Source organism: Bordetella sp. 15P40C-2 (assembly GCF_009763235.1).
GTDB lineage: Bacteria > Pseudomonadota > Gammaproteobacteria > Burkholderiales > Burkholderiaceae_B > Bordetella_A.
This window is the reverse complement of the sequence record NZ_WSJA01000014.1, coordinates 174,414-198,297: the sequence shown is the minus strand read 5'-3', so window position 1 is coordinate 198,297 and position 23,884 is coordinate 174,414. Positions and strand designations below refer to the sequence as shown.

The 23,884-nt window shown below is 59.5% G+C and carries 25 protein-coding genes; 12 read left to right on the top strand and 13 right to left on the bottom strand.

From position 1 onward, the window contains the following. Positions 1 to 64: 64 nt before the first annotated feature. The 6 genes from GOQ25_RS06490 to GOQ25_RS06465 all read left to right on the top strand — a co-directional run bounded on the left by GOQ25_RS06490 (position 65) and on the right by GOQ25_RS06465 (position 6,036). Entirely contained in the window at positions 65 to 1,060 is a 996-nt protein-coding gene (locus GOQ25_RS06490; RefSeq protein ID WP_160349641.1) for an AraC family transcriptional regulator, read from the top strand. 216 nt (positions 1,061 to 1,276) lie between these two features. Then, positions 1,277 to 2,158, top strand: coding sequence for a VOC family protein (locus tag GOQ25_RS06485; protein ID WP_160349640.1), 882 nt, complete (start codon positions 1,277 to 1,279; stop codon positions 2,156 to 2,158). A 66-nt stretch (positions 2,159 to 2,224) separates the two neighbouring features. Beyond that, positions 2,225 to 3,316, top strand: coding sequence for an ABC transporter substrate-binding protein (locus tag GOQ25_RS06480; RefSeq protein ID WP_160349639.1), 1,092 nt, complete (start codon positions 2,225 to 2,227; stop codon positions 3,314 to 3,316). Beyond that, entirely contained in the window at positions 3,316 to 4,137 is an 822-nt protein-coding gene (locus tag GOQ25_RS06475; protein ID WP_202109350.1) for an ABC transporter ATP-binding protein, read from the top strand. Before GOQ25_RS06480 ends, GOQ25_RS06475 begins: the two co-directional genes overlap by 1 nt. Before the next feature lie 12 nt (positions 4,138 to 4,149). Continuing rightward, positions 4,150 to 4,932: an ABC transporter permease gene (locus GOQ25_RS06470; RefSeq protein WP_160349637.1), complete on the top strand. Its 783-nt coding sequence runs from the start codon at positions 4,150 to 4,152 to the stop codon at positions 4,930 to 4,932. Positions 4,933 to 4,950: 18 nt separating this feature from the next. After that, entirely contained in the window at positions 4,951 to 6,036 is a 1,086-nt protein-coding gene (locus GOQ25_RS06465; protein WP_160349636.1) for a M14 family metallopeptidase, read from the top strand. A 67-nt stretch (positions 6,037 to 6,103) separates the two neighbouring features. Here GOQ25_RS06465 and GOQ25_RS06460 read toward each other — a convergent pair whose 3' ends face one another. From GOQ25_RS06460 to GOQ25_RS06415, 11 genes are all read right to left on the bottom strand, one after another. After that, the gene (locus tag GOQ25_RS06460) at positions 6,104 to 7,123 is read right to left on the bottom strand and encodes a tripartite tricarboxylate transporter substrate binding protein (RefSeq protein ID WP_160349635.1); all 1,020 of its coding nucleotides are present in this window, start codon (positions 7,121 to 7,123) and stop codon (positions 6,104 to 6,106) included. A 62-nt stretch (positions 7,124 to 7,185) separates the two neighbouring features. Further along, positions 7,186 to 8,550 (bottom strand): acyclic terpene utilization AtuA family protein, encoded by a 1,365-nt coding sequence (locus GOQ25_RS06455; protein WP_236844501.1) that lies wholly within the window; start codon positions 8,548 to 8,550, stop codon positions 7,186 to 7,188. After that, a complete protein-coding gene (locus tag GOQ25_RS19495; RefSeq protein WP_236844500.1) occupies positions 8,547 to 8,909 on the bottom strand; it encodes a hypothetical protein in 363 nt (120 codons plus the stop codon). The genes GOQ25_RS06455 and GOQ25_RS19495 overlap by 4 nt, the downstream gene beginning before the upstream one ends. 157 nt (positions 8,910 to 9,066) lie before the next feature. Continuing rightward, positions 9,067 to 10,017: a LysR family transcriptional regulator gene (locus GOQ25_RS06450; RefSeq protein WP_160349634.1), complete on the bottom strand. Its 951-nt coding sequence runs from the start codon at positions 10,015 to 10,017 to the stop codon at positions 9,067 to 9,069. 43 nt (positions 10,018 to 10,060) lie between these two features. Beyond that, positions 10,061 to 10,828, bottom strand: a complete 768-nt coding sequence (locus GOQ25_RS06445; protein WP_160349633.1) for an HAD family hydrolase — start codon at positions 10,826 to 10,828, stop codon at positions 10,061 to 10,063. Then, the gene (gene pehA / locus GOQ25_RS06440) at positions 10,825 to 12,363 is read right to left on the bottom strand and encodes a phosphoric/sulfuric ester hydrolase PehA (protein ID WP_160349632.1); all 1,539 of its coding nucleotides are present in this window, start codon (positions 12,361 to 12,363) and stop codon (positions 10,825 to 10,827) included. Before pehA ends, GOQ25_RS06445 begins: the two co-directional genes overlap by 4 nt. A gap of 9 nt (positions 12,364 to 12,372) precedes the next feature. Further along, a complete protein-coding gene (locus tag GOQ25_RS06435; protein WP_160349631.1) occupies positions 12,373 to 13,263 on the bottom strand; it encodes an ABC transporter permease in 891 nt (296 codons plus the stop codon). After that, the gene (locus GOQ25_RS06430; RefSeq protein WP_160349630.1) at positions 13,260 to 14,195 is read right to left on the bottom strand and encodes an ABC transporter permease; all 936 of its coding nucleotides are present in this window, start codon (positions 14,193 to 14,195) and stop codon (positions 13,260 to 13,262) included. The genes GOQ25_RS06435 and GOQ25_RS06430 overlap by 4 nt, the downstream gene beginning before the upstream one ends. Positions 14,196 to 14,210: 15 nt before the next feature. Then, on the bottom strand, positions 14,211 to 15,179 hold the full coding sequence (locus tag GOQ25_RS06425) for an ABC transporter ATP-binding protein (RefSeq protein ID WP_160349629.1): 969 nt from the start codon (positions 15,177 to 15,179) through the stop codon (positions 14,211 to 14,213). After that, positions 15,176 to 16,246 (bottom strand): ABC transporter ATP-binding protein, encoded by a 1,071-nt coding sequence (locus GOQ25_RS06420; protein ID WP_160349628.1) that lies wholly within the window; start codon positions 16,244 to 16,246, stop codon positions 15,176 to 15,178. The genes GOQ25_RS06425 and GOQ25_RS06420 overlap by 4 nt, the downstream gene beginning before the upstream one ends. Continuing rightward, positions 16,243 to 17,904, bottom strand: coding sequence for an ABC transporter substrate-binding protein (locus tag GOQ25_RS06415; protein ID WP_160349627.1), 1,662 nt, complete (start codon positions 17,902 to 17,904; stop codon positions 16,243 to 16,245). The genes GOQ25_RS06420 and GOQ25_RS06415 overlap by 4 nt, the downstream gene beginning before the upstream one ends. Before the next feature lie 358 nt (positions 17,905 to 18,262). On the opposite strand from GOQ25_RS06415, the gene gltS reads away from it, so the two are divergent. Further along, on the top strand, positions 18,263 to 19,498 hold the full coding sequence (gltS, locus tag GOQ25_RS06410) for a sodium/glutamate symporter (protein WP_160349735.1): 1,236 nt from the start codon (positions 18,263 to 18,265) through the stop codon (positions 19,496 to 19,498). A gap of 115 nt (positions 19,499 to 19,613) precedes the next feature. Then, positions 19,614 to 21,083 (top strand): TAXI family TRAP transporter solute-binding subunit, encoded by a 1,470-nt coding sequence (locus tag GOQ25_RS06405; RefSeq protein WP_160349626.1) that lies wholly within the window; start codon positions 19,614 to 19,616, stop codon positions 21,081 to 21,083. Positions 21,084 to 21,156: 73 nt separating this feature from the next. Here the strand turns inward: GOQ25_RS06405 and GOQ25_RS06400 are convergent, their stop codons facing one another. Next, positions 21,157 to 21,708 (bottom strand): TIGR00645 family protein, encoded by a 552-nt coding sequence (locus GOQ25_RS06400; protein WP_160349625.1) that lies wholly within the window; start codon positions 21,706 to 21,708, stop codon positions 21,157 to 21,159. A gap of 140 nt (positions 21,709 to 21,848) precedes the next feature. Between GOQ25_RS06400 and GOQ25_RS06395 the strand changes: the two genes are divergently transcribed. After that, positions 21,849 to 22,139, top strand: coding sequence for a hypothetical protein (locus GOQ25_RS06395; protein WP_370519898.1), 291 nt, complete (start codon positions 21,849 to 21,851; stop codon positions 22,137 to 22,139). A 13-nt stretch (positions 22,140 to 22,152) separates the two neighbouring features. On the opposite strand, the gene GOQ25_RS06390 is transcribed toward GOQ25_RS06395, so the two are convergent. After that, on the bottom strand, positions 22,153 to 22,422 hold the full coding sequence (locus tag GOQ25_RS06390; protein WP_160349624.1) for a DUF2513 domain-containing protein: 270 nt from the start codon (positions 22,420 to 22,422) through the stop codon (positions 22,153 to 22,155). A 195-nt stretch (positions 22,423 to 22,617) separates the two neighbouring features. Here GOQ25_RS06390 and GOQ25_RS06385 point away from each other — a divergent pair, with 195 nt between their 5' ends. The 3 genes from GOQ25_RS06385 to GOQ25_RS06375 all read left to right on the top strand — a co-directional run bounded on the left by GOQ25_RS06385 (position 22,618) and on the right by GOQ25_RS06375 (position 23,880). Then, positions 22,618 to 22,935, top strand: a complete 318-nt coding sequence (locus tag GOQ25_RS06385) for a hypothetical protein (protein ID WP_160349623.1) — start codon at positions 22,618 to 22,620, stop codon at positions 22,933 to 22,935. Between the two features lie 268 nt (positions 22,936 to 23,203). Continuing rightward, positions 23,204 to 23,407 (top strand): cold-shock protein, encoded by a 204-nt coding sequence (locus GOQ25_RS06380; RefSeq protein ID WP_012249703.1) that lies wholly within the window; start codon positions 23,204 to 23,206, stop codon positions 23,405 to 23,407. A gap of 266 nt (positions 23,408 to 23,673) precedes the next feature. Beyond that, a complete protein-coding gene (locus GOQ25_RS06375; protein ID WP_160349622.1) occupies positions 23,674 to 23,880 on the top strand; it encodes a cold-shock protein in 207 nt (68 codons plus the stop codon). The last annotated feature ends 4 nt before the right edge of the window (positions 23,881 to 23,884 follow it).

Sequence of the window (23,884 nt, the reverse complement as noted above, 5' to 3'; positions counted from 1 at the left end):
ATTTTTTCGTCGGGCCACAACCGATCCGATAAGATCTGCGCTCTCGTCGCTTGGGCCGAATCCTATGATCGTCACGCTGTTTGAACAGGTCCCGTTTGAGCGCTTTAGCGTCGTCGACACGGACGACCTGGACGAGGCGCGATCGGAAATTGGCAAGGTGCTGACCGCCTATCAACTGCAAATCCATCGGGGACGCGTGCAGCATTGCCGCATGGATCTGGTACCCAGCGGCAAGCTGGCGCTGTTGAAGCTGCGGCCAGGTTTTGGCGCTGAAATCGGCATCGACCTCGAGACGCAGTGCCTGGAGGACTACTACCTTTTAGTGGTGCCGACGCAAGGGAGAGCCGTTTTTTACTTCGATGGCGCATGTATCGACGTATTGCCGCAGAGACTGTTTCTCCTAAGCCCCGGTCGTCCGTTTCGTTTTAACGCCAGCGCCGACTACGAACATGTATTACTGCGGGTCGATCGACGCGCGATTGCCCAGGCATGGTGCCGCTTAACGGGCCATGAACAAGCGCCTGCAATACTCTTCGATGTCGTGGTTGCGCCTCATACGGCGGGCTGGCAGGCCATGTTTCCCATGCTGCAATGGGTGGTCAGGTGCGCGGGCCAAAGCAATGGACGCGCTGTTTCGGATACCTTATTGGCGCAAACGGAATCCTTGCTGGCGACAACGCTGTTGCTACATCAACCGCACAACATGGCAACACTGTTGTGGCCCGCTCCGCCGCCTGCGTTGCCCAAGGCGATTTGGCGCGCGCAGGACTACATGATGCGGCATCTGGGAGAGCCCATGCCGGTATCCATGATCGCGGCGCATTGCGGCTTGTCGGTCAGGCGTCTTCAAGCCTTGTTTCGAGAGTCTTGCGGACAGTCGCCGCTGCAATGGTTGCGTATGCAGCGTCTGCAAGCGGTACGTCAGCAATTGCTGCAGCCGGAACGGCCCGCGAAAGTGGGAGAGCTTGCGTTACGGTTCGGGTTTAACCACCTCGGGGACTTTTCGCGGGCCTATCGCGAAGCGTTTGGCGAAACCCCTCAAGCCACGCGCCGCGCCTAACGCGAGTACTGCATCTGGTTCGTAGCGCAGGGCGGTCGCGCACAGTCAAAGCCGGTTACCAACGACATTTTCGTGTGTCAACGCCCCTGATTGGCCGCACAAACCCCGGACTTTCCCTTGTTTCTCACAATTGCGACTTTCGTCAAGCGAAATTTTACAGTATGCTCATTTGTATACAGATCGTTATGCAACTTAAATATACAGTCAGGACGTCGGATGCAGCTTTTACCGGCCTTGCCTACAGGGGTGAATCTGGATCATGTCGGGCTATTTGCCGATGATCTGAGCCACACAGCACGGCAATACGAGGCATTAGGGTTTCTCCTCACGCCACAGTCACAACATTCCCGTCCCCCCACCCCTGATGCCCCGATATCCCTGCGCGGCACTGCCAACCGCTGTGCAATGTTGCAGCAGGGCTATATCGAACTGTTGGGCGTGGTCGATCCGGGGCTGGACACGCTGGGTGTACCCGAGGCGCTCGCACGTTACGAGGGCCTGCACATCCTGGCATTCGGTTTGCGCGATGCCGATACCGAGCAGGCCAGATTGAAAGCCGCTGGCTTTGAACCTGGCCGTACGATCCTGGAACGGCGCGTCGATCTGCCCGACGGCAGCGACGTCGCGCGATTCATCCAGGTGCGTCCCGACGCCTCGCAGCTGCCAGAAGGGCGCGTGTTCATGCTGCAGCACGAGACGCCGGAACTGGTCTGGCAGCCGCGATACCTCACGCATCCGAATACCGCCATTGCATTGGCGGAAACCACCGTCGCCGTATCGAATCTGGACGAAGCGGCTGCACGGTACGAACGTTTTCTAGGCTGCGCAGCGCAAGCAGGGCCGGGATATCGCCTGTTCACCCTCACTCACGGCGCATTGCGCCTGGTGACCCCCGAGTACTTGCACGCAGTGGCGCCCGATGCGCGCGTGCCCGCATTGCCGTTTCCAGCGGCATGCACCGTGACCGTGGCCAGTCTGGAACGCGCGGTCACGCACTTAAACGCGCATGCAGTGCCGTTCCAATCCTGTCCTGGAGGCATCCGCATCGCGCCCAAGAACGCGGGCGGCATGACGCTGGTTTTCCAAGAATCCATCTAGTCATTTGAGTAGCAACACCAGGGTAGCGCGCGCTGACGCGCATTCCCTCATCTTTGGAGTTTGCATATGAAAGCAGCACAAAAATCGCGCCGTTCATTCGCGCGCTTGGCCGCGTTGAGCCTGTTGTCTGGTGCCGCGTTGACCGCTACGTTCGGTGCGCGCGCGGAAACGGTGAAGTTCGCCTTTCCCACGAACATCAACCTATCGAACGCACCGTTGTTGATGGCCAATGGCATGGGCTACTTCAAAGACGAAGGCCTGGACGTTGAAATCATGTTCTTCCAGGGCTCGTCGGTGATGATGCCCCAGCTGACTCAAAAGAACATCACCTTCGGTTGGATGAGCCCGGAGTCGTTGATCTCCGGCGCGCAGCCCGACCGCACGCGCCTACCGGTCAAGCTCTTTTATAACGGTATCTATCTGTCGCCCTACGAGATCGTGGTCAAGGAAGACAGCCCCATCAAGCAAGCCTCCGATTTCGCCGGCAAGAAAATAGGTGTGGGTGGCATGACCTGGGCCAACATTCCCATTACCAAGGCCATCATGAACGACGCCGGCTTGCAAGCCGGTAAAGACTACGAGCTGCTGCCCGTCGGCGTGGGCGCCAGCGCGTTTCGCGCGTTGGAAGACGGCTCGATCGCGGGCCTGAACCTGTTCGACACCTTCCATGGCCAGTTGGAAAACAACGGCACCAAACTGCGCCGCGTGCCAGTCGAGGACAAGTACCGCAAACTCTTTTCCAATGGCTGGCTGGCCCACGAAGACACATTGCGTGATAACCCCGAACTGGCCGTCAAGTTCGCGCGCGCCGCCGCCAAAGGCGTGGTCGCTTGCCAAGCCAACGTAGAAGCCTGCGTGAAAAACTTCTGGGCGATGTATCCCAACACCAAGCCTTCCCAAGGCACCGAAGAGCAAAAACTCGCCGACGCCGTACGTATCGTAGAGATGCGCCTGGCCACCATGATCCCGGCCGAGGGCCCGGCACAAATGGGACGCTATACCCAGCAATCGCTGCAAGACTATGCCAAGGTTCTGCACCAAGGCGGCCTGTTGTCGACCACCGATCTGCCGCTGGATACGCTCTACACCAACGAGTTCGTCGATCGCATCAACGACTTTGACGCCCGCGCCGTTGCAGCGCAAGCAAAGGCAAAATGATGCAAGCACGCGCGCAGGTATCGCCTAACGCTATTGACGTTGGGAATGACAGCACACCCTTGGTTTCCACGGAAAACCTGAGCGTTATCTTCCGCGGTAGCCGTGGCAGCGTCACGGCGCTGCAGGATATCAACGTGTCCGTAGGACGCGGCGAGTTCGTGTCGGTGATTGGGCCTTCAGGCTGCGGTAAATCGACACTCACCCGGGTGTTTAGCGGGTTGTTGAAACCCACGCACGGCACCGCCTATCTGAAGGGTGCGAAGATCGATCGTCCGCGCGGTGACGTGGGCATGGTGTTCCAGCAGGCAAACTTGCTGCCTTGGAAGACCGTGTTGGACAACGTGCTGGTGCCTGCGCGCGCGCTGCGTCAAGACATCTCCAAGGCGCGCGAAGCCGCGATGGATCTGCTGCGTCTCGTGGGTCTTGAGCGCTTCGCGCATAACTATCCCAGCGAACTATCCGGCGGGATGCAGCAACGCGTCGGTATTGCGCGTGGGCTGATTCATAATCCGGATCTGCTCTTGATGGACGAGCCGTTTTCGGCACTCGACACCATGACGCGGGATCACATGAGCCTGGAATTGCAGCGCATCTGGATGGCGCGCAAGACCTCGGCGATCTTCATCACCCACAGTATCTCGGAAGCCGTATTCCTGTCCGATCGCGTACTGGTCATGTCGGCTCGCCCCGGCACTATTGTCGAAGACATCAAGATCGATCTGCCGCGTCCCCGCACGCTGGAAACCATGGCTTCGCCCGAGTTCGCCGAATACTGCCTCGTGCTGCGTCGGCTGTTCGAGCAACTCGTGCATTTCAATTAAGTGAGCTCACTCATGTCGAACAAATTGAAAGCCATCGGCTATCCCATCGTGACCGCGCTGGTGCTGATTGCGATCTGGATCTGCGCGGTCGATGTATTCAAAGTGCCGGACTATCTGATTCCCGCACCACGCGCCGTGTTGGGGACGCTCTACACCGGGTACATTGAAGGCAAGTACTGGCCGGATTTCTTCTTTACCCTCCGCAATACGGTCGTGGGCTATGCCAGTGGCGCTTGCCTGGCACTGGCACTCGGCGCTTTCGTGGCGGAATCGAAAACGTTCGAGCGTTTTTTCTTCCCCTACATCGTCGCGCTACAGGCCACGCCCAAGGTTGCCATCGCGCCTTTGATCCTGGTGTGGTTTGGCTACGGCATGGCGTCCAAGGTGGTGCTGATCGCATTGATGACGTTCTTCCCGGTCTTCATCAACACGATCACCGGGCTGCGTCAAACGAATGCGGCCATGCTGGACCTCATGCAAGTCTGTTCCGCATCCCGGCTGCACGTCTTCCTGAATGTGAAGCTGCCGTCCGCAGCCGGTCACATCTTTGCCGGTCTGCAGATCTCGGTGGTGTTGAGCCTGATCGGCGCGGTGGTGTCGGAGTTTGTCTCCTCCAGCAAAGGGTTGGGTTATCTGATTCAGTCGGCGTCAGTAAACATGGACGTGGCGACGATGTTTGCCTGTCTCTTTAGCCTGATCGCCATCGGCGTGACCGGCACGCAGCTCATGAGCGTGTTGCACCGCCGTCTCGTGTTCTGGGAGCGCAACAGCTCGCAGACGCCTTCTACACACTGATTACACAAGACGATCGCGATGGAATTTCACGACTGTTACGCCACCACCTTTGAAAGCGCGCGTCAGCGCTTTCGTGCCGCTGCGACCGAACACGGCGCTCAGCTGTATGAATATCAACACCCTATGTCCGGGCCCAATGGCGAGACCTTGGCCGCGGATGTGGCTGTGTTCGGGCCTGCCGACGCCTCGCGCCGTCTGCTGGTCATCAGCGGCACGCATGGATTGGAAGGCTATTGCGGCTCGGCGGCCCAATTGGCCTGGATCCTGGAAGGCGGCTCGCAGGCATTGCCCCCCGATGTGGCGGTCGTCATGGTGCATGCGATCAATCCGTGGGGCTTTGCCCATGGTTCGCGCACGACGGAAAACAACGTCGATCTGAACCGCAATTTCGTCGACCACACACAACCGCATCCCGCGAACCCCGACTACGGACTGCTGCACGATCGCTTGCTGGAACGCGAGTGGACGATGGGGGCCGTTGCGCGCGCGCAGGCCGCCATGGACGAGTATGCCGCAGCCAAGGGCTCGGATGCCTTGTTCGATGCGCTGGCTCGTGGACAGTACACGCATCCGGATGGGCTCAACTATGGCGGCACGCAGCGAGAGTGGTCGAATCTGTTGTTAGAGCAGATCTATCAGGAACACCTCAGCACGGCGAGCAAAATCGGCTTTATCGATTGGCACACGGGCGTCGGCGAATATGGCGAGCCGTTCTTTCTGTGCTTTAACGACGAAGACGGCGACCTGTTTGCCCGGGCCTGCCAGTGGTGGGGTGAGTCGCGCGTACGCGGACAACGTCCGCACGGTAAAGCGCGGCCTTCCTATCAAGGCTTGCTTTTTCATGGCGTTCAGCGATTCGCCGGCGATATTCCAGTGTGTGGCGCCGTGGTGGAATTCGGCACACGCGGTTGGCATATGCGCCGCATCCTACGCTTGGATCTCTGGCTGAAATTTCATGCCACGCCGGGCACCGAACAGGCCGACATGCTGCGCGCCGACTTGATGGATGCGTTTAGCCCTGTTGATCAGATGTGGCGTGACGCGACCGTGCGGCATGCCTTGCAGATCACGCGCGAGGCAGTGGCCGGGATGGCAGACTGGTAAACAGGGTAGGGCGGGCGCGAGGGTTTACACTGGCGCGTACCCCGCCTTCTCCTTTGTATCAACGCTTTTAATCCGCCTTGGCATTAATCGCTTTGACGATCTCCGCCTGGCGTTTGACCTCATTCGCAATGTAGTCCCGTAGCGCTTCCGGGGTCCCACCTTCGACCGTGATTCCGCTGGCCTCCAGCCGCTCCTTGACTTTCGGGTCTTGCAGCACCTGATTGGTGGCTTGATTCAGCTTGGCAACAATTTCGGGCTTAACGCCCGCATTGGTCAGCAGGGCGAAGCACGTATCGCTCAACATTTCTGGCATGCCGAGTTCTGCGGTACTGGGCACCTGAGGCAACACCGGCGAACGTGTTTTTGACATCACGGCCAAACCTTTCGCCCGTCCATCATTGACATACGGCACCATCATCACGACCAGCGGCATCATGGAATCGAGTTGTCCCGACATCAAATCGGTGACCGCCACGCCCGGCGATGTGTATGGGACGTGCACCAGCTTCGCGCCCGATTCTTCCTGGATCATCGCGCCCGCGATATGCCAGGAACTACCCGTGCCCGTTGAACCATAGGTCAGCCCCTTTGGTCGGCTCTTGGCCAGTTCGATGTAGTCTTTCAAGTCTTTGACTGGCAGATCCTTGTTCACCGCGATGATGTTAGGCACGCAGCCCACCTTCGCGATGGGCGCGAAATCCTTTTGCGAGTCGAACCCTGGCGACTTGTAGAGCGCCATGTTAGTGGCCAAAGGGCCAGTCCAGCTCAAAACGATGGTGTTTCCATCCGCCTCCGCGCGAGCGGCTTCTGCCATCCCGACATTGCCGCCCGCACCCGGCCGATTAAACACTGCGACGGGTTGCCCCAACCGTTTGGATAATTCCTCTGCCAGCAGCCGCGCTGTAGGGTCAGAGGATCCCCCGGGCGCGGCGGGCAAGATCAATCGCATGGGCCGATCTGGCCATTCGGCGGCCGCTTGCGTGGGAACCAAGGCCGATGCTGTCAGCGTCGCTGCCGCTACGAGGAGAGCGGCTTGTGGGACCTTGCGTGGGGCGTGGTGAACTACGGGATTTTTCACACGGTTCATGGGGTTTGTCTCCTCCGGATGGACTCATTGTCCCAATTCGTTGTGCGTATCGTTTTGTTGGCTCACACGGCGATTCGATGCAGGGATACTTCAAAAGGCACCGACTTTCTGGGCACGAGCGCTGAACTCAATCCCACCACGGCGCGCACGCGCGATCCGGGCGAGGTCGTCGCCCATTTGCCGGTGCCGTAGGTGCCATTAACGGCCAGTGGGTCTACCTCGCGGCGCAGCTTCTCCGCGTCCGCGCGTGTTTCGGTACGGATGGCGATGCGCAAGACGACCTCATACGGGTCGCCGTTCAAAGCAGGCGTGGACTCGCGATGCACGGCATTGATGCCCACATAATCCATACGTATCTCTTGCGCCCGCAGACCGACCTTATCGAATCGTTGGATCAGGATCTCTTTCGTGAGCTCTGCGCGTTCCAGCGCGCCCGGGCCGGCAAACAGCACCATTTCCTCGGTCATATAGCCCTCGGCCAACCCGATGAGTGCTTTCAGCGTATCGGTTTTCGGTCGGCCGGCGTTATCGATCAGGACCTGCACACGATCCGGCCCCGCCTGTTTAAAGGACACGCGTGTCAGGTCCGCGATGCAGTCGGGGCAATAGTAGGTCGACGGATCCTGCACCTCGTAAATCAGTTGTTCCTTGCACGTCGCTTCGCTGACCAAGCCACCGGTACCCGCCAGCTTGGTGATGAACACCGTGTCTTCGCTCACTTCGGCAATCGGTGCGCCCACGTTCGCCAGGTCGGGAACCTCTTTATATCCCGGGTCAGCGAAGTATCCACCGGTCACCTGAGTCCCGCACTCCATCAAATGACCAATGATCATGCCGCGCGCCATCGCATGGTGGTCGCTAAAATCCCAGCCGAACTCATGAGCCAGCGGCCCCAGATACACACAGGCGTCCGCGACTCGCGTGGTGATCACCACATCGGCGCCTTGTTCAAGCGCCTGTACTATCCCCTCGGCGCCCAGATAGACCTCGGCCGACAGTATCTTGTCGCGCGATAGCGAAATAGGTTCACCGTTCTCGATGAATGTCAGGCCCAGATCAGCGATCGACTGATGCAGCACGCCACCGGACACCGCAGCCACCTTCAAGTCCGGCAGGCCCAGCTCCCGTGCCAGCTCGGTGACGCGCTTGGCCGCCGCCACCGGGTCCAGCCATCCTTGATTCGTGACGATGCGTATCCCCCGGCGCTTGCAGTCGGCCAGAATCGGTCGCATCCTCTCGACGAGGTAGGGATCATAGGGCACCGCATCCGGCCGTTCCATGCGCGCCACCTGTGCGGCGCTCATGGTGACCTCGGACATGGAGTCAAAGCACAGGTAGTCGATCTCTCCACGCGCGACCAGATCCGGGGCATGATCGAAACGATCGCGCGCCCAAGCCGCGCCACAGCCTAGACGGATTCGTTTCATTCTTTCCCCTTCGCCACCGCCACGGATCGTTCCTCCGTATCGTCGGGAACACGCACGCGCAACGTCAGCATCAAGGAAGACAGCGCCTTGCCCGATTCCTCGAACGCCAGCGTCCGGGATCGTCCGCCCTCCAGTGCGTTTTCGAAAACAAAATTCAAGGCCCCGATGGCCGGCAGGGTATAACGGCGAATCGCTCCCCGCGTAATCGGCCGGTAGAGTGGCGCGACGGCCTCGATTGTGACCTGCTGCTCAAGCACGGGATAAAGCGCGGGGTCGTAGGCGATCACGGAGACGTTCGAATCATTTCCCTTCTCGCCGGATCTGGCATGGGCCAGTTCGCGTAACGCGACAATCTTCATAGTTGGTCCTGTAGCCGTGGGATCACCGCCAGGCAGGCGGCCGGTGTCACTACGCAACCATCCTAAAGAGCGTCGATATATTAGTTAAATGAAATATTCTTAAAAGTCGATAAGACTTTCTTATATATACCGGTCGGGAATGTCCCGTCTGGTTCATTTAACCGGGCAGCGTTGCGCTCCAGGCAGGCACCGCATCCCGCAAGGACTGAAGTCCCGTTTCCGCCTCTAACATTGCCAAGAACGCCTGTGTAGCAGGCGGCATGCATCGATCCTTGAGCTGAATCATGCAGAGCTCCCGATCGAAGCCTGGCGCTTCGATGGCGCGCGTGCGCAGCCGCCTGTCCTGGTCCAGATCAAAGCCACTGGCAGGCAATAAGGCCACGCCCAGGCCAGCCTGCACCATGCCAATGGCGGTGGTGTTATACGACGCCTGACAGGTCGCGATGGCCACGCGGCCTTGCGCGGCAAAGGCCGTGTCCACGATGCGTCGCACGGTGCTTCCCGGGGCAGTCAGAATCAGATCGTGCCGGCTAAGCTCGTCCACATCGATACACGGCGCCTGCGCAATGGGATGCCCATCCAGATACAAAATCTGGATGGTTTCGCGCAGGAGAGGGCGTATACGCAAATCGTGCGCAGGCTGCTGCACGTCCGTGATCCCAAAATCGACCTCGCCACGTTTGACCATGCCTACGACCTGATCCCCCAGGCCATCGCTCACCACAAACGATACGCCGGGGTAATGCCGCCGAAATTCTGCCACTCGCCCCGGTAAATAAAGTGCCGCAACCGACGGTAAACATCCCAGCCTTACCGTGCCGCGACGCTTGTGCCGTAAGTCCTGCGTCGCATCCACGACATCGTCCAGCTGTTTGAGCATGGCCGAGAGCACAGGCACCAGATCCGCCGCTGCTTCGGTCAAGCGCAGATGCCTGGTTGTACGATCGAACAGCTTCAACCCCAGCGATTCCTCCAGCGATCGTATCTGTTGCGTAATCGCCGGCTGGGTACGATGCAACACCTCGGCAGCGCGCGTAAAGCTGCCGTAGCGGCTGACCGCCAAAAAAGCCCGCAGCTGTAATAACGATATGTTCGGTGAGGCAGTCATCGAAGCGAATCGGATAAGAGTGTGCCCAGGGCTGCCAGCGGTTTTAGACGGTCAACAGTTCCTTCCACTGTTTGAACGCATGATGACAAGGCTGCTTGTGCAGCGCCGGGTCTCCGTACCCCGACTCATGCAGCACGAAACGTACGCCTGCCCGCGCTGCGCATTCGGCGTCGACGGACGTATCACCAAAATAGAGGCATTCCTCCGGGCGCAGATTCAGCGTGCGTATCGTTTCCAAAAGCGGCACCGGAGACGGCTTTGCCGCCGCCCAAGAATCCGCGCCGGTGATCGCGGCGAAATGCTGGCGAATGCCCAACGTGTCAGTCACCGAAACGGCATTGCGATAAATCTTATTGGTACATACCCCCAACGAGAAATGCTCGCTGCATTGCCGCAGGATTTCCCATGCGTGGGGATACAGCCGGGTGTTGGCATGCCCGCGCTCGGCATAGATGCGGTAATACGTCGCCTTCAGTTCAGTCAGATCGTCAGGGGCCGCCCAACCCATATCCCGCATGACATCGCGAATGATGCCGTCGCTTGTCCCATGCAGATTTTCGGGGAAATAATCTTGGGGGACCTCGCCGTAACCGGTCTCGCGCAACATGTCGCGCATACTGCCCACGATATCGTCCGCGCTGTCGATCAGCGTGCCATCCAGATCGAATATCAGCCCGCGCACATCGGCTTGGCGGAACAAAGCGTGCAGCGCGCGCTGTTCAACCTTGTCCGTCGTCAGATCCGCCCGCGCGTGATCGCAGCCGGCATCGTCACCCACCACCGGGGTCGAGAAATTTTCAAGCGTGTTCATGCGCGTTTCCGTAATCCTTCAGGGCTGGCCGCGTAGCCGGTCAAAGTTCTGTCCATGTATCGCATGCGCCACGAAAGCATCTTTTGAGTATAGCGGAGCAGGGTGGGGCCATAGGCCGGGTCGCTCGCCACGTTGTTGAATTGCCCGGGGTCGCGCCGCAGGTCAAAGAACAGCGGTGGAGCATTGGTGAAATGCACATACTTGTAGTCGTGGTCGCGGATCACGCACAGCGAGCTGTCATCGATCCCCGTCCCCACGAACGACTCGGGTTGCGAATAAAAGATATTGCGGTAATCGAACTCGTAATGCACCTCCGTACGCCAGCCGGGCGGGGTCGCTCCCGTTTCGACAAAGGGCAACAAGGAATGCCCGTCGCAAGTCCGCGGTATCGGCAGGCCCATCCATTCCAATATGGTGGGCATCGTATCGATTGTCTCCGTGAATTCCCTGACTATCGTGCCTCGCGTCCCATCGGCGACCTTGCGTGGGTCGGCCACGATCATGGGAATATGGTAGCTCTCGTCGAAATATCCCAGCTTGCCCAGCAGGTGATGATCGCCCAATTGCTCCGCATGGTCGCTGGTAAAGATAATGAGCGTGTCTTCCCACTGACCCGTTTCTTCCAGGAAATCGAAGATGCGTCCCAAGTGCGCGTCGACCTCACTCATCAGGCCATAATAAGTCGCGCGCATCTGCTTGACCTCGTCGACCGACATGCGGCTGGCTACGCCTTTGCCATGGCGAAAAAAACGCTCTTTGCGTACATCTTCCAGATAGAACCCGAGCAAAGGATGTTGGGCGGCTTCCTCTTCTACCGTATCGGCCCGCAGCGGCGCCGGACAATCGCTCGGGTCATACATCTGATTCCAAGGCTCTGGCGCGATAAACGGCGGGTGCGGGCGATAAAAACCCAGATGGAGGAACCATGGTTTATGTCGCGCGCCATGCAGATACTCCAATGCGCGCTCGGCAAAAAATGCGGTGTCGGAAAATTCCGCGGGTACCCGCGACGGTTCGCCTGTCGCGTCCGTGCCGGCGCGATCCGGTTGCTGCGGCAGCCACATGTCTTCTGGCGTAGCCGGCATGTCGGGCCATTGTCGCACGACCCACGCGAAGTAAGCTTCCATCTTCAGCCCCCACGATCCCACCAGCTTCCAACCCTCCATTTCGCCTCCCAACACGCGGAATCGCGGGTCGTTCGCATCGGTATGGCGCGGGTCCGGCGTGGTCGTGGTGTAGCCCACCAGCGCTGGCTCGTACCCACCCTTGCGCGCTTCCCACGCCACGTTCGTATGACGGGCATCCAGAGGGATGGTGTTCTGCACGGCGCGATGATTCATCATGTACTGACCCGTCAACAGACTGGCCCGTCCCGGTCCGCACGGCACCGCCTGCGTGTAGTGATTGGCGAACGTCACGCCGCGCTGGGCCAGCCGCGCGATGTTTGGCGTTTTGATAGGGTGGCCCAGCATGGGCAGGGTATCCCCGCGCCATTGATCCACCACGATGAGCAGTACATTCTTGCGTGTCTTCATTTCGGTTCCTTAACGCAAAGCAGGGTCGAGCCGGTCGCGTAGCCAATCGCCAAGCAGACTCAGACTAAAAGTGGTGAGCACGATGATCAGGCTGGGGCACAGCAGGATCCATGGCGCCGATTGCAGATACTCGCGTCCATATCCCACCATATTGCCCAGGCTCGCCATTGGCGGCTGTATGCCCAGACCCAGAAACGACAATCCCGATTCCAGCAGCACGACACCCGGGAACGTGATCGTGATGTTGACGATGATCGTGCCGGCGATGTTGGGCAGCACGTGTTTGCCGTAAACCCGCCATGCCGATGCACCCAGATCGTGAACCGCCGCGGCGTAGCCCTGCTCATTAGCAGTGATCGTCATGCTGCGTGCAATCCGCGCGGCGCGTTCCCATCCATAAAACCCCATCAGGACGATGAATAGCGCAAGCGAGCTACCGAAGAACGCCAACACCGACAGGGCGATGATCATGAATGGCATGGCTGCCTGAAAATCGATAAGCATCAACACCAGGCTTTCCAGCCAGCCACGCACATGGGCGGCCATCATGCCCAACACCACACCCAACAGCGTAGATATCAGCGTCGATGCGAAAGCGATCAGCAAGCTGACCTGGATGGCCGACAGGACGCGCGAATACACATCGCGTCCCAGCTCGTCAGTGCCCAGGGGATGGCTCCAATCCCCGCCAAAGAAAACCGGAGGCTGCAGGCGCGCGCGCAAATCGATCTGACTGAAGCCATATGGCATAAGCCAGTCCGCTGTGCAGGCGATAATCAACATCAGCGCAAGCCATGCCAGGCTCAGCAGCACCATGGGTGGCCACGCCTTCAGGAACGCAGCGATGTGGCTGCGCGAGCGCGAAAACGGCGCCGCGTGGGAAATAAGAGGCAGGCTCATTCGTTCGCCCCATGGTGGCGCGTGCGCAGACGCGGATCCAGAATCACATACACCGCATCCACCATCAGATTGGCGATGACCATGCTAGCCGCGACGATGAACAACACCGCCTGCACCACCGACAAATCGCGACTCGTCACCGCGCTCACCAGCAGACGCCCTTCACCCGGCCAAGAAAATACGCTTTCCACCACAACGGCGCCCGCGACCAAGCCGCCCACCATCATGCCCACCAGCGTGACTGTGGGGATCGCGGCATTGGGTAGCGCGTGTTGGAACACCACTTGCCGCCAGCTCAGTCCCTTGGCCAAGGCCGCCCGAATATAGGGTTGCGCCAACACCTCCACCATGGCCGATCGCGTAAAACGCGCCAGCACTGCGGCGCCACCGAAGGCGAGGGTGGCGACCGGCAACAGCGCATGCCGCCAAGTGCCATATCCGCCGGTAGGCAACCACCCGAGCGATACCGAAAACACCAGCACCAGTAGCAGCGCCAACACGAAACTTGGACAGGTGTGCCCGGCAATCGATGCACCCATCAACCATCGATCCAGCCGCGAATTGTGGTGCAGCGCCGCGTACACCCCTGCTGGAACGCCGATCAGCAATTGCAGAATAAGCGCAGGCACCGTGATCGCCAGCGTTGCCGGAACACGTTCGAGCGCCAACTGCATCGCGGGGATTTCGTCCTTCATCGACACACCGAAATTCCCTTGCAGCGCATTCAGGAAGTACCCAACGTACTGCTGCCATAGCGGTGCGTCCAGCCCCCAGGCTTTACGAAAAGCCTCCACGGCTTCGGGTGGGGCATCGGGTGAAAGAATGATTAGCGCAGGGTCGCCAGACAGTCTCAAAATGACGAACGAAAAGCTCAACACCAGCCACAGCGTGATCACCAGACGCAGGCTGCGCTCTCCCAGATAATTCAGCATCGGATTGTCCTTCTCTCAGCGGTACAGGCACGCAAGCCGCCGCCCATCGGCTGCCTCGCGCAAAACGGGCGAGGTTTCCCGGCACGCTTGCTTGGCGATGGGACAACGCGGATGAAACGCGCAGCCGCCAGGGATATTGATCGGATTGGGCGGGTCGCCCTTGAGCAAGATCCGCCGATGGACTTTGCCGCGCTGGATCGTCGGTATCGCCGAGATCAGGGCCTCGGTATACGGATGCACAGGATTGGTGAATAGCTGCTCTGGTGTGCCCTGTTCGACAATCCGCCCCAGGTACATCACCGCGACTTCATCGCAGACCTGCCGCACGACCTTCAGGTCGTGGCTAATAAACAGCATCCCGAGTCGCCGCTGCTGTTGGGTCTGCGTGAGCAGATTGATCACCTGCGCCTGGATCGATACATCCAGCGCCGATATCGGTTCATCGCAAACCAGCAGGCTTGGCTTCAGCACCAAGGCCCGCGCCAGCACCACGCGCTGGCGTTGTCCGCCGGATAGCTCATGCGGATAGCGCTGCCACAGCGACTCACTCAGTCCCACCTCGCCCAACACGCGCGCGGCGCGCTCGCGGCGGCTGGCCGGCGAGCCGCGTCGGAAAATGCTTAATGGCTCAATCACCTGCGCCATCACGCCCAGGCGGCGGTCGAGTGCGCTTAGCGGGTCTTGATACACCATTTGCATGCGCTGGCGCAGGTCTTTCCAATGTGCATTACGCTGAGCCGGTACGGGCCTGCCTTCGAAAAGCACTTGACCCGAGGTGGGCGAGGTCAGCCCCAGACTGAGCCGCGCGGTGGTCGATTTGCCGCAGCCCGATTCACCCACCAGGCCCACGGTCTGGCCACTGCGCACTTGCAGCGATACCTCGCTGACCGCCCGCAAGGTCTGCGCCGGTGAAAACCATCCTCGTCCGGATCGCACCCGATAATGTCGCGCCAGCTTGCGTAGCTCAAGTAATGGCGCGTTCATTTGGTCAGCCTCCAACAAGCGACCGAGTGGTCAAGGGCGTTGACTCTTAACCCGGGCCGACGGACTTCGCAATCGTTCTCGCGCTGACCGCAACGCGGCGCAAATGCACATCCCGCCGGCATGGCCATGGGGGAGGGCACCGTCCCAGGGATGGCCTGCAGCCGCCGGACCGGTCCATCGAGCTCGGGTAGCGCGGCCAGCAAACCACGCGTATAGGGGTGCAGGGGATGAGCAAACAGCGCATCGGCCGTTGCGGTTTCGACAACCCGGCCGGCGTACATGACCATCACGCGGTCACACACCTGCGCGATCACGCCGAGATCGTGCGAGATCAGCGCCAAGCCCATGCCTGTGTCTCGTTGCAGCTCCCGCAGCAGGTCCAGGATCTGTGCCTGGATCGTGACATCCAATGCCGTCGTCGGCTCGTCGGCCACCAGCAGATCAGGCTCGCCCGCCAACGCCATGGCGATCATCACGCGCTGGTTCATCCCACCGGACAGCTCATGCGGCCACGCCCGCATCCGTTGCGCCGCGCTGGGCAGTTGCACCCGATCCAGCAGTCTTAGCGCCTCCACCCGTGCCGCCTCGCCGCGCAGGCCTCGATGCAGACGGACCGCCTCCATGAGTTGACGGCCGACGGTATGAACCGGGTTCAATGAAGAGGAGGGGTCCTGGAAAATCATTGCGATGCGCTTGCCCCTCACCTGTGTCATCTGACGTTCGCTAAACGTGGCGATATCGTCAGCCCCCAACTGAATACGGCCACGGATTCGTGCACGCTCGCCCAGCAAGCGCATCACCGCCATCCATGTCACGCTCTTGCCGCAGCCCGACTCGCCCACTACTCCCAGCGTTTCGCCTCGGCGGATCTCCAGATCCACGCCATGCAGCACCGGCACCAGGTGCGATCCAGTGTCGAACGAGACGTGCAAGTCGCGGATACTCAATAGCGCTTGGCGCTCGCGTGCCGCCGCCGGTTGCGCGATGGTGGCTGAACCGATGAGACGCCTGTCGGTTCGCGTCCAGTCTCGCGTATCGATAAATCGGGTCAATACTGCCGTATTCATACGGACACCTCAGCGGTATTGCCGCGCCGGAAATCCATATAAAAGGTCGGCGACCATTTCCAGTGAATGTCTTTGCGTTTGGCGTAAAAGGCAGCCGTCTGATGCACGACCAGGTAGGCAGGGTCCTCATACTCCGCGATACGCAGCATGCGCGCATACACCCGTTGGCGTTCCGCCGGGTCGGTAGAAGTCTCGAGCAACCCTGAAAGGCGATTGAACTCTTCGTTGTTCCATTCGCCCTTTTGCTGCTGCTGGCCGTTGGGGCCATGTTGATTGACGAGCGAACTGACTGGATCGTTATAGCCGGCCGAGTTCGACCAGTCACGAATACCCCGGGGGCTGGACGCATCATAGATTTGCGACCAGTTCTCGACCATCTGCATCTGTACATTCAGGCCTACCGACCGCCACATCTCCACCATGATCTGCGCCTTTTGCACTTGACCGGTGTAGTAGTTATTCAGCACACGGTAAGGGATCACCTCGCCCTGGTAGCCGGCTTCTTTTAGCAGTCGCTGTGCCAATTCGGGGTTGTATTCCGGCGTGTGGTGGTTCCGATCGAACATTTCGCCGTAGAACTCGAACTGCAGCCCTTGGGGAACGACTGTGCGCCCGCCCCACATCATTTCCACGATCAGCTGACGATCGATTGCGTGCGCCATGGCCCGTCGCACGCGCGGATCGGCCAGGACCGGGTGATGCTTATCGAAGCAAGTGATCTGATGATTAATAATGGGCCCGCCCACAGCCTCAAGCTTGGACGCGGACTCGATCGTCTTGATCTGATCGGTCGGAATATCGGTAGCGAAATCGTATTCGCCCGCCAGCATCCCATTGATTCTCGAGGCGACTTCGGGCACTTCATAAAAGTGCACTTCGTCCACCTCCGGCGCTCCACCCCAATAGTCGGCGTGTTTCTCCAGAATCAGATGCTGATCCTTTTTGTACGTCTTCACCTTGAACGGCCCGGTGCCTACGGGTGCCGAGGCCCACGCCTGCCAGTCGCCCGCCTCTTGATATTGCCGTTTGCTGATAATGTCGCAGCCCATGCGCGCCAAACGACCTTCCAACGTCAGGTCCGGCACCGCGTTCACGAATCGCACCGTATACGGATCGAGCACCTCGACGGCTTCCAGCGAGGGCCACAGCCGGCGGCCCACCGCGGCAACTTCGGCGGGACAGCGTGTGCCCGACGCCCGATGCGCTGCGGCGTTATCCGTGCGAATCGTCTTGGCGCCCTCGCCACGGTGCGGTGGGGTGTCGCCGAACATGACGTCCGGTCCAAAGCTGAAAGCCACATCTTCAGCCGTCATCTCATCGCCATTATGAAATCGCACTCCGCGGCGAAGACTGATTTCAATGGTTTTGTCGTCAATGCGGCGCCATGACTGTGCGAGGCCCGGCTGCAAACTCAGGTCTCCCAGCACGTCCATCGCGATCAGAGGTTCCAGTAGCGAGGGGAGCACCCGTTTGCCGACGTTGCTCTGTTCCCGCAGGGTGGACAAGGTGCCGTTATTACTGATTCCAGAGACCGCGATGCGTAGAATCCGTTTTCCTCCGGATGGCTGATCCCGGTGCTGCGCCCATCCCGGCGTAGAAACGGCAGTGGTGATTACCCCAGCGGTGAATGCGAGCCACTGACGGCGGCTGATGTTCATGTAACGGCCTCACTTAGATTTCGACGGGTGCTTGTTTCCCAAGCGTCCCGGCAGTCTAGGCAGGGCGTGTTGCGGTCGCGTGACGGTAGCGTGATATTTTGATGACAGTCGACCCATTGGCACATACCGCAACAAAGCCTGCAGTTAGGGCCATCTTGGCGGACAAAAACGCTTTTTCTCGTGCTTGGCGCCGACACTCTCGGAGTTGGTCGGATTTCCCTACGGAATCTTCCGTCGTCACATGTCACTGGTTATAAAATGCCTCGCTCGCTGCGGGCCGCCCTGCGGTGGTACACGGCTAACAGGCGAGCGCATGCATCTCCAATCCAGATTGAATTGACGTAGGGATAACACTTTGATGCTGTTCGAATTCGATGCAATGAGCACGCTGGTCATTGCGATTGTGGTCCTCTTGATCGGTCGGGCGCTCGTGAACCGTATCGGTTTCCTACGTCGCTACAGCATTCCCGAGCCTGTCGTAGGCGGGTTGCTCGCTGCCGTATTGATTACGGTTTTGCTGTTTGGCGCGGACGTCCAAGTCGCCATGGACCTTTCGTTACAAACCCCTTTGATGCTGGCCTTCTTTGCGACGATTGGCCTGGGCGCCGACCTGCGTACGCTACTGAAGGGGGGCAGAAGCCTGATCGTCTTCTGGGCGTTGATGATCGGCATGCTTGTTGTGCAGAACATCGCGGGCATCACCGCCGCATGGGCGATGGACTTGCACCCGCTGGTCGGGCTGCTGTCAGGCTCCATCACCTTGCTGGGCGGGCATGGCACCGGCGCGGCCTACGCGGGTCGTTTCGCCGAAGTCGACAACCTGCAAGGTGCGATGGAGCTGGCGATGGCCTGTGCGACATTCGGACTGGTGCTGGGCGGTGTCCTGGGCGGTCCAGTCGCGCAGCGGCTGATTAAACGCAACAAACTATCCAAGGAGACTGCCGTTACGCCAGGCGTACCGGCGGCTGCTGCTGAGGCGGCCGAAGTTCAGCCAGACGAAACCGCCTCGGGCGCCAAGACCCTGACGCCGATTTCGTTCATGCATAGCCTGTTGCTAATCGTGGCCTGTGTCCTCTGCGGGCGATGGCTTAGCAACGTCGCGCAAAACGAATATGTGACGCTGCCGAGCTTTGTGTGGACGCTGTTTACGGGCGTCGTATTGCGCAACGGTCTGTCGTTTGCCCGGCTCTATAAAGTCGATGACAACACCGTGGCGCTATTAGGGGGCGTGTCCCTATCGTTGTTTCTGGCCATGGCGTTGCTCGCGCTGCGTCTGTGGGAGCTGGTGTCGCTTGCATTGCCCATTCTGGTGGTGTTAGCTATACAAACCGTGCTGGCGGCGATTTACATCACCTACTTGACGTTCCCTGTAATGGGACGCAACTACGACGCCGCGGTGATTTCCGCAGGCCATTGCGGTCTGGCGCTGGGCGCGACCCCGACCGCTATCGCCAACATGCAGGCGATCACGGCCAAGTACGGGCCCTCGCCACAGGCGTTCTTGATTATTCCGATCGTGGGAGCATTCCTGATCGATATCACAAACGCCTTGTTTTTACAGGGTTTTCTGACTCTCCCGATCTTCGGCTATTAAATAAGTCGCTCCCATGCTCAGGCTCTCCGTCTCTTCATGCCCCGTACCCGCCGCGCGTGGCACTTCGCTCTGGTCTTGCACTGTCCGCTACCAGTGGCTCGCACTTTGCCTGCTTTTGTTGACGTTTCTTACCGGCTGCGCTCGCGGTCCGGATGAGGCAGACGTGCGGGATGTGGTGAGCGAACGCCTGCGTTCGGCCTTTCACGACCCGCTACTTGAAATCGCCAGTCTCAAACGCATGGGCAGCGCGTCCCTGGCCGCCGGTGGTGACGGCGCGGCGCGCATGATCGTTTATTACAACGCGCGTTTCACGCTGGAGCGTGATTACCGATTTTCGGACTGGGATGCCCTGAACCCGGCGGCGCTGGCCAGTCTGCTGGGTGCCACTGAGCGTGGCATCAGCGGCATTCAGAGCACGGGCAACGCCGCGGGCGATTCCTTGCTGGTGCACGGCTCGGTGACATTCAGCAAAGAAGACGACGGCGACTGGAAACCCGTCCTCTTTGTGCCTCCCGAGGCCCCCGACGCCGTACCGGTGCAAGATCAGGCCAGCGAAACCGCGCGCGAACTCGTCGAACCGATCATGGAGCGTTTCTCCGTCATGCCGCCTTCGCAGGCCGCCGCCTCGCGCGCCATCATCGCGGAAGAACTGCAGGAGGCGATGCGCCAAATCGACTTGCGGCTGGATAATCTGCAACGCGTACTCGTCGTGGCCGGGGGGCAACCCAGCGGCGAGTACGCCGTGGTGGCCAAAGAAATCGCAACGCTCGGCAAGCCTGTCGGCGTCAGGGTCGCCGCCACCACTACCGAGGGCAGCGTGCAAAACGCGCAACTGTTGCGCAGTCATTTCGCCACCGTCGGTATCGTGCAAAGCGACGTCGCGCTGATGGCATTTCAAGGGACAGGTCCTTTTGCCGCACAGGGCGCGGCACCGTCGCTGCGCGCATTAGGCAGCCTGTTCCCAGAAGCCGTGCAGTTCGTGGTGCGCGCCGATGGCCCGACGTCGGTGTCGGCCTTGCGGGGTTTGAAAGTCGATCTCGGTCTGCCCGCCTCTGGGACGCGCAACACCGCATTGGCAGTGCTAGAGGCCCACGGCTTGCGAGAGTCCGACATCCAGGCCTCCGACATGGGCCCGGTAGAGGCCGGCCAAGCGCTCGCGCGAGGAGAAATCGACGCCTTCGTCACCGTGATCAGCGCTCCCGAACGCCAATTGCAGCGTTTGGCCGCCGATAACGCGATCCGCATTCTGTCGCTGTCGCCCGAGGCCGTTGCGATGTTGGCGCGCAACTCGCCCGGCATCGTGCCAATCATGCTGCCCGCAGGCACCTATCCGGGGCAGGACACTGCCGTGCGCACCGTGGGCGTGGCGGCACTGCTGGTTGCGACCACCAGTATGTCGAACGCCGAGGTACGCCGGGTATTGACCGGCGTCTATACAGGCATCGACTTCGTCGCGGCGGGCAGCTCTGCCGGCGCCATGATCTCGCTGCGCCATGCGCTCACTGGCATCACCATCCCGCTGCACTCTGGCGCGGAGGCCTTCTTCGCTGAAACCAAGGCGTCAGAAGTACAGACGGCGCAATAGCGCCGCCATCGCCTGCTGTCAGGCGCTATTTGGCTGGCAGGACGCCCGGCGTCCGCCAGTCAGGCTACATTGCTCAGTGGTCTTTGCTCGCCGATGCCAGAAGCTTGTCGACATAGGCAATGCCGATCGCAGACAGAATAAAGGTGACATGGATAATGGTTTGCCACATGACGCCAGTCTCCGTAAAGCGCGAGTCGGGCGCGCCGATATTGCCTGCTTCAATAAACGTACGCAGCAGGTGAATCGATGAGATGCCGATGATGGCCATCGCCAGTTTGACCTTCAATACACTGGCGTTCACGTGACTCAGCCACTCAGGGCTATCCGGATGTCCTTCGAGGCGCAGTCTCGAAACAAAAGTCTCGTAGCCGCCCACGATCACCATCACGAGCAGGTTCGAAATCATCACCACATCGATCAGTCCCAGGACGATCAACATGATTTCGAGTTCGCCAAACGAAGACGCGTGTGTCACCAGGTGCCACAGCTCCTTCAGAAACAGCAAAACGTAAACCGCCTGTGCGACGATCAGTCCGAGATAGAGCGGGAGTTGCAGCCAGCGCGAACTGAATATCAAAGCTGCAAGTGGAGGTAAGGCGTGGGAACTACGGGCGTGACGAATCATGCTGCGTCGGAATTTGTCGAAAAAAGGGGCGAGAATTCTACCAATCAGGACAGCCACGACGTTGGCTCATGGCCTGCGGTGTGACAATTCAGACTGCATGCTATGCTGCCCGCCACCTATTCATAGGATGAGTGCATACCGTGCAAGCGTATGAGTCCGTCTTTTGGGGAATGGCTATCGTGGTGCTTGCGGCGCTGGCCGGGGGCGCGCTGGCGGGGTGTTTCAGGCGTCGTCGTAACAGCCTGATCGGCGTGGCGCTACAGTCCTGCGTGACCACCATTGTTGTCGCCTTTCTGGCCACGCAAGGACCGGCCGCGGACATCACGACTTTGCTCGCCGTGGCGGCATTATTGTTTTCCCTGGTGATCGGCACGGCGGCAGCATTGCTGACCCACCGCGTGCGCGGGCATCGGCCGATGCACCGCGACTAGGCTGTCTCAGCCTCTACTCTTCGTCTTCTTCTTCCTGTTCCAGCGCATCATGGCCTTTCCAGGTCAAGCGCCAGCCTGCCGAGGCTTCGCCATTGACCGCGGCAGGCGCGATAAGGCCCGCGTCCAGCAAAATATCCAGATGATGCGTGATCGTCGCATCGGTCAACTCATCAGGGATACTGTCCCGCACAGCATTCACGAGCTCGTCTTGCGATAGCGCCGCGGCGTCTGCGTCGCGCAGCTCGCTTAACATCGTCACTACCAAATCAAAATCGCGTCGCATAGCCATCCTTGCTATCTGTTGATTGAGCGGCCGCCCATCTGACCCACACATACCGCACGGTCAGGCTTTGGCGGACGCAAGGCATACAGGTTAGGGTAAATCCGGGTCTGCTCATAGTGTTTTTTTCAATTATCGCCATCGCAAGACTGTTATAGTCCCGACCCCCGCGTACCAATGCATGAAGGAGGCACGCTCGTGGAAATAACCAGCATCAAGATCTCGGACATCGCTGGCGGCGTCGCGCTCGCGACCACGCTGGACGGTGAACGCATCGATAGCTACGTCATCGCTGGCGTGTCAGACCTCGAGGCCATCGCAGAGATCGTTCCCGCCGAAAAAGTCCAAGCCGGTGCCGATATTCACGCCACTATGGTCGACGATATCGAAACCGCGCAGGAACAGGTGGATCAAGTCCTCGAGAATGTGAATCCTGGAGACGTTGCAGTGTTTTTTTGCGCCGATGAGGACGCCTATAACGCTGCACTCGACCTCTTAGGCCTTCCCATCGACTGATTTTTGGGGCGCATATGACAGTGATGCGCGCCAAAAGTTCCCAAAAACCCGACAATCAAGTTGCGCTTTGTTGCATTATTGGTACGCGTTTTTGAGGAATATGTTGACTTGTCGGGACAACCTGACGATAGTGACGGCACACGATCTCAAGCGTTGTGATTTTCGATCAGTGCAGTGCCTCTCCGGCCGGCGTTATTGTTCTACTGTCCCCTTCTTGATTGATTCGTGACTCCCGGGCATGTTGCCCACATTATTTAGGAAATACAGTATGGAAACCGGCGTTGTTAAGTGGTTCAACTCGGAGAAAGGTTACGGCTTCATCACCCCCGAAGCTGGCGGTAAGGACCTGTTCGCGCACTTCTCGGAAATCCAAGCCAACGGCTTCAAGTCCCTGGAAGAGAACCAGCGCGTCAGCTTCGTGACGGCTAACGGCCCCAAAGGCCCCCAAGCGACGAAGATCCAAGTTCTGTAATCCACAGATCTAGGAACTGAATCCGAAAGCCCCGCAAGGGGCTTTTTTGTTGCCCGCGCCATCGCGGCGAAACATTCCCTCGTCGTACAAAACTTGTTTCCATTTGAAAGTTTGACGTCAGCCCGCGCGCCTCATAAACTGGATTTGCGAGATTTTCAAGCGACATGGTGTCGGTCTCATTGGCGCCCAGGTACCCGCAGTTTGTTGCCCATCCTTGACGATCTAGCATCCCGCGAGCAATCGCTTCAGTAGGTAAGGACACTCTCATGGCAACAGGTATCGTCAAGTGGTTTAACGCAGAAAAGGGCTATGGTTTCATTACCCCCGATGATGGCAGCAAAGACCTCTTTGCCCATTACTCGGAAATTCGCAGCGATGGATACAAGTCGCTGCAGGAAAATCAGCGCGTGAGCTTTGAAGTCGGGCAGGGCCCGAAGGGCCCCAGCGCAAAGAACATCACCGTCGCCGGCTGATTCT

Excerpts from the sequence above, each read along its gene's own strand:
- GOQ25_RS06470 (WP_160349637.1), top strand. The coding sequence starts at position 4,150 with ATGTCGAACAAATTGAAAGCCATCGGCTATCCCATCGTGACCGCGCTG.
- GOQ25_RS06450 (WP_160349634.1), bottom strand. The coding sequence starts at position 10,017 with ATGACTGCCTCACCGAACATATCGTTATTACAGCTGCGGGCTTTTTTG.
- GOQ25_RS06460 (WP_160349635.1), bottom strand. The coding sequence starts at position 7,123 with ATGAACCGTGTGAAAAATCCCGTAGTTCACCACGCCCCACGCAAGGTC.
- pehA (WP_160349632.1), bottom strand. The coding sequence starts at position 12,363 with ATGAAGACACGCAAGAATGTACTGCTCATCGTGGTGGATCAATGGCGC.
- GOQ25_RS06375 (WP_160349622.1), top strand. The coding sequence starts at position 23,674 with ATGGCAACAGGTATCGTCAAGTGGTTTAACGCAGAAAAGGGCTATGGT.
- GOQ25_RS06420 (WP_160349628.1), bottom strand. The coding sequence starts at position 16,246 with ATGAATACGGCAGTATTGACCCGATTTATCGATACGCGAGACTGGACG.
- GOQ25_RS06490 (WP_160349641.1), top strand. The coding sequence starts at position 65 with ATGATCGTCACGCTGTTTGAACAGGTCCCGTTTGAGCGCTTTAGCGTC.
- gltS (WP_160349735.1), top strand. The coding sequence starts at position 18,263 with ATGCTGTTCGAATTCGATGCAATGAGCACGCTGGTCATTGCGATTGTG.
- GOQ25_RS19495 (WP_236844500.1), bottom strand. The coding sequence starts at position 8,909 with ATGAAGATTGTCGCGTTACGCGAACTGGCCCATGCCAGATCCGGCGAG.
- GOQ25_RS06390 (WP_160349624.1), bottom strand. The coding sequence starts at position 22,422 with ATGCGACGCGATTTTGATTTGGTAGTGACGATGTTAAGCGAGCTGCGC.
- GOQ25_RS06485 (WP_160349640.1), top strand. The coding sequence starts at position 1,277 with ATGCAGCTTTTACCGGCCTTGCCTACAGGGGTGAATCTGGATCATGTC.
- GOQ25_RS06475 (WP_202109350.1), top strand. The coding sequence starts at position 3,316 with ATGCAAGCACGCGCGCAGGTATCGCCTAACGCTATTGACGTTGGGAAT.
- GOQ25_RS06480 (WP_160349639.1), top strand. The coding sequence starts at position 2,225 with ATGAAAGCAGCACAAAAATCGCGCCGTTCATTCGCGCGCTTGGCCGCG.
- GOQ25_RS06435 (WP_160349631.1), bottom strand. The coding sequence starts at position 13,263 with ATGAGCCTGCCTCTTATTTCCCACGCGGCGCCGTTTTCGCGCTCGCGC.
- GOQ25_RS06430 (WP_160349630.1), bottom strand. The coding sequence starts at position 14,195 with ATGCTGAATTATCTGGGAGAGCGCAGCCTGCGTCTGGTGATCACGCTG.
- GOQ25_RS06425 (WP_160349629.1), bottom strand. The coding sequence starts at position 15,179 with ATGAACGCGCCATTACTTGAGCTACGCAAGCTGGCGCGACATTATCGG.
- GOQ25_RS06445 (WP_160349633.1), bottom strand. The coding sequence starts at position 10,828 with ATGAACACGCTTGAAAATTTCTCGACCCCGGTGGTGGGTGACGATGCC.
- GOQ25_RS06400 (WP_160349625.1), bottom strand. The coding sequence starts at position 21,708 with ATGATTCGTCACGCCCGTAGTTCCCACGCCTTACCTCCACTTGCAGCT.
- GOQ25_RS06465 (WP_160349636.1), top strand. The coding sequence starts at position 4,951 with ATGGAATTTCACGACTGTTACGCCACCACCTTTGAAAGCGCGCGTCAG.
- GOQ25_RS06415 (WP_160349627.1), bottom strand. The coding sequence starts at position 17,904 with ATGAACATCAGCCGCCGTCAGTGGCTCGCATTCACCGCTGGGGTAATC.
- GOQ25_RS06380 (WP_012249703.1), top strand. The coding sequence starts at position 23,204 with ATGGAAACCGGCGTTGTTAAGTGGTTCAACTCGGAGAAAGGTTACGGC.
- GOQ25_RS06455 (WP_236844501.1), bottom strand. The coding sequence starts at position 8,550 with ATGAAACGAATCCGTCTAGGCTGTGGCGCGGCTTGGGCGCGCGATCGT.